This is a genomic window from uncultured Gimesia sp. (assembly GCF_937919775.1).
GTDB lineage: Bacteria > Planctomycetota > Planctomycetia > Planctomycetales > Planctomycetaceae > Gimesia.
This window is the reverse complement of the sequence record NZ_CALFPF010000798.1, coordinates 1-3649: the sequence shown is the minus strand read 5'-3', so window position 1 is coordinate 3649 and position 3649 is coordinate 1. Positions and strand designations below refer to the sequence as shown.

Below are 3649 nucleotides of genomic sequence, written 5' to 3'. Positions count from 1 at the left end.
ACCAGTTGCAAACAACCAGGCCACTTACTAGATGTTAATTTCGTTTATCGGCAAAATTACCTGCTTCAAGTTTTTATATTGATAAAAATTCAGTGAGTACATTTTCTGATCTGATCGTTCTTTTAAGTCAGACCAGACTGGGTAACTGAATCAAAAATGAAAGCCCAAATACTTACTAAAACATTTTAAAGTTCCTTATTAACAGCCATTTATTGGTTGACGGAACTTGATGAAAACGATTGAATTTCTAAGTATCTGTTTTTGACAACAATATTTTTTTGCCTGAAAGGATATCGGCAAGACAATCACCCAAACGAGGCATTCATCAACAAGCTTTTGAAAGCTCTCTGTTATCAATGCCTGGACCAAATCTCTTTGAAATTTCAAAAGAGGTTGTCCTCCACAAAGGGAATATACAGGCCAAGAAGGTCGAGTCCAGTACCGGGCGGATTATTCCACTGCGTGAATCTTTCTTCATGAGATCAAGATCAGGTCTGATTTACTTTTAAGGCACTTGTCAGGTTTCCGCTGAATTAAGAATCGGCTCGTTCAGAAGTATACCAGCATCATTCAAGCATCATTGCAGCTTGCCTGCAGATGAACTGGGCTTGAATCAGTCGTCGGTCACTTCGTGACACGTTCATGCCGTAGTTGTGTCTCTGATTATTTCGTTACTATTTTAGAATAATTTGGTGTTTCTGTATGGCTGCTAAAAGTTCTGATACTTCAGACAAACCCAAAACAACACGTCGAAGAACCACTAAAACACCAAAAAAAGTGGACAGCCCGGCAGAGGACACTTTTGAAAAAAGTGAAACTGATGCTCTGCAGGATGAATACCATCGCAAAGCAGAAGAAAACCTCGAAATTTTCGAAAACTCGCATTCATCTAAGAGTGAAGCAGAACCTGAAAGAGAACATGCAAGTATGTCAGATTTTCCTGCTGAATCCGTAAGCGACGATAACACCGAACGAACTGATAGTGACCGATCCGACAGAACTGGCGGCAATCGCAAGAGAAGAAGACGAAGAAGAAAATCAGATGGCACCAACGCCGGCCCCCCTACGAATCAAGGACAAGGTCAGGGGCGTCAGCCAGGCCCGGGAGGCCAGGGTGGTGGTGCTAACCGTGGTCGTAATACAAACAATAGAGGAGGGGGAGGAGGAGCCCGATCCCGTACGGGAGGAGGGAGAGTTCAAACCAGACGTCCTAATCCCGCTGCTACTGCTGCCAATGAAAATATCTCAGGAACGATCGAAGGGGTGCTTGAACTTCACCCCAAAGCTTACGGTTTTATCAGAGACCCTAAAGTCAATTACAAAGCACAAGACTCTGATGCCTTCGTATCCAGTTCTCTGATTGAAAAACACAACCTCCGCGAAGGCATTCTGATTCGAGGCGAAGTCGGTCCTGGCACGAGAGGGCAGGGACCACGACTCAAAAGCATTGAAACGATTGATGGCAGAACTATCGAAGAGTATATGGAAATCAAACCCTTCGATCAATTGACGCCGATTAACCCGTTCGAGCAGATCAAGCTTGAAACAGGCCCCATGCCAATCACCATGCGGATCATGGATCTGCTCACCCCCATCGGCAAAGGCCAAAGAGCTCTCGTTGTTGCTCCGCCCCGAACAGGCAAGACCATGCTCTTACAGGATATTGCTGAAGCAGTCAGTAAAAATCATCCTGAAATCCGCCTGATGGTCTTGTTGATCGATGAACGTCCTGAAGAAGTGACAGAAATGGAACGTTCCATTAAAGGCGAAGTGATTTCCTCTTCGATGGACCGGGATGTGGAAAGCCATGTACGTACCAGCCAGCTCATTTTTGAACGTGGCAAACGTCTCGCAGAAGCCGGAGAAGACGCATTCATTTTACTGGACAGTATCACGCGAACAGCGCGTGCATTCAATAAATGGGTTGGCAACACAGGCCGCACCATGAGTGGTGGCCTGGATGTGAAAGCGATGGATATTCCGAAAAAGATGTTTGGAACAGCACGCCGTTTTGATGAAGGTGGTTCTCTGACCGTACTGGGAACGGCTTTAATTGATACTGGCAGTCGCATGGACGAAGTGATTTTTCAGGAATTCAAGGGAACCGGTAATATGGAAATGGTTCTCAGCCGGGAACTTTCCGACCGCCGTATCTTCCCTGCGATTGATATTACGCTTTCCGGTACGCGACGTGAAGAAAAGATTCTGGCTCCGGAAGTTTTGGAAGGTGTCACGATGCTTCGACGAAGTTTAATTTCCTTAAACCCTGTTGAAGCAATGGAACAACTCGCCAACACTCTCAAAAAATTCCCGACGAACAGGGAATTCCTGGAAAAAATCCGGGCCATTCTTTAACACATTGTGATCTGTTTCACATAACGATTCTGAGGAATGCTTTATATTCCATCAGAAACGATTACCTCATTTTGTGATGACGAACTTCAGCCAGAATAAAAAATAACGCACCAAGTCTGTCGCTCCCACTAAGAATAGGACTTCTTTGGTGAATAGTGCCGATTCTGATACCAGGCTGCCTGCAAGGAGTGATGCAGAGGACTCGAAGCACTCTTCAGCAGTTGATGCCGGCAAAAAGCGAGCAGGAAACTATCTCCGGCTGACAGTATTCCTGATTCTGCTCGGGATCATCAGTCTGGCCTATTTTAATTTCAGAGACGTTTTGACTCTGAAATATCTGGCATCCCAGGAAACCAACTGGCGACAATTCGCAGAACAATACCCGCTGGCAATCTATCTGATTGCTTTTCTCATTTATACCAGCACCACGGGACTGTCATTACCGGGAGCAGTGCCGCTGACTTTAACCTATGGCTGGTTTTTCGGATTTTGGAAAGCGCTGCTGCTCGTCAGTTTTTCTTCCACAGCCGGAGCCACGCTGGCTTTTTTAACCAGCCGTTATCTGTTTCGATCCGCAATTCAATCTCGCTATGGAGAAAGATTTGCACTCATCAATCAGCAGTTTGAAAAAGAAGGCGCCTTTTATCTTTTCATTCTGCGGCTCGTTCCCGCGTTTCCTTTTTTTCTGATCAATGTATTGATGGGGCTGACCGCCATTCGGGTCTGGACCTTCTGGTGGGTCAGTCAACTTGGCATGCTCGCAGGGACCGCCGTCTTTGTTTATGCTGGCACGAGTGTTCCCACGTTACAGGAACTATCGGAAAAAGGAGCCAAAGGCATCCTGACCCCGCAATTAATCATTGCCTTCATTCTGCTGGGAACATTTCCGCTGTTGGTGAAAAAAATTGTGAGTCGTATTCGAAATCCGAAATGAGCGTTCAACAATCCTGACTGTGAGAGCCTGATATGCCCGATCCGATCCAGATTGCTCCCCGTGACGAATATAATCAGCAATTAGTCGAATACGTCCACCCGCCAGACTGGGTCAACCCTCAACCTACGTGCCGCTATAATCTGGTTGTGATTGGGGCGGGAACAGCAGGGCTGGTCACAGCCGCCGGTGCAGCGGGCCTGGGCGCGAAAGTCGCCTTAATTGAACGACATCTGATGGGGGGAGACTGCCTGAATACGGGCTGCGTCCCTTCCAAAGCCATCATCCGCTCCGCCAAAGCCTGGAACGCTGTTCTAAAATCGAACGAGTTTGGAATTGAGATTCGTAAGGAAGATGTTTCCG

General features: G+C 46.7%; 3 protein-coding genes. All 3 read left to right on the top strand.

Going from position 1 to position 3649, the window contains the following annotated elements:
• Positions 1–702: 702 nt before the first annotated feature.
• Positions 703–2355 (top strand): transcription termination factor Rho, encoded by a 1653-nt coding sequence (rho, locus tag Q0294_RS22765; protein ID WP_366918007.1) that lies wholly within the window; start codon positions 703–705, stop codon positions 2353–2355.
• 148 nt (positions 2356–2503) lie between these two features.
• Positions 2504–3289, top strand: coding sequence for a TVP38/TMEM64 family protein (locus Q0294_RS22760; protein WP_299470052.1), 786 nt, complete (start codon positions 2504–2506; stop codon positions 3287–3289).
• A gap of 32 nt (positions 3290–3321) precedes the next feature.
• Positions 3322–3649 (top strand): FAD-dependent oxidoreductase (locus tag Q0294_RS22755; protein ID WP_299470050.1); only part of this gene is annotated, 328 nt, incomplete at its 3' end.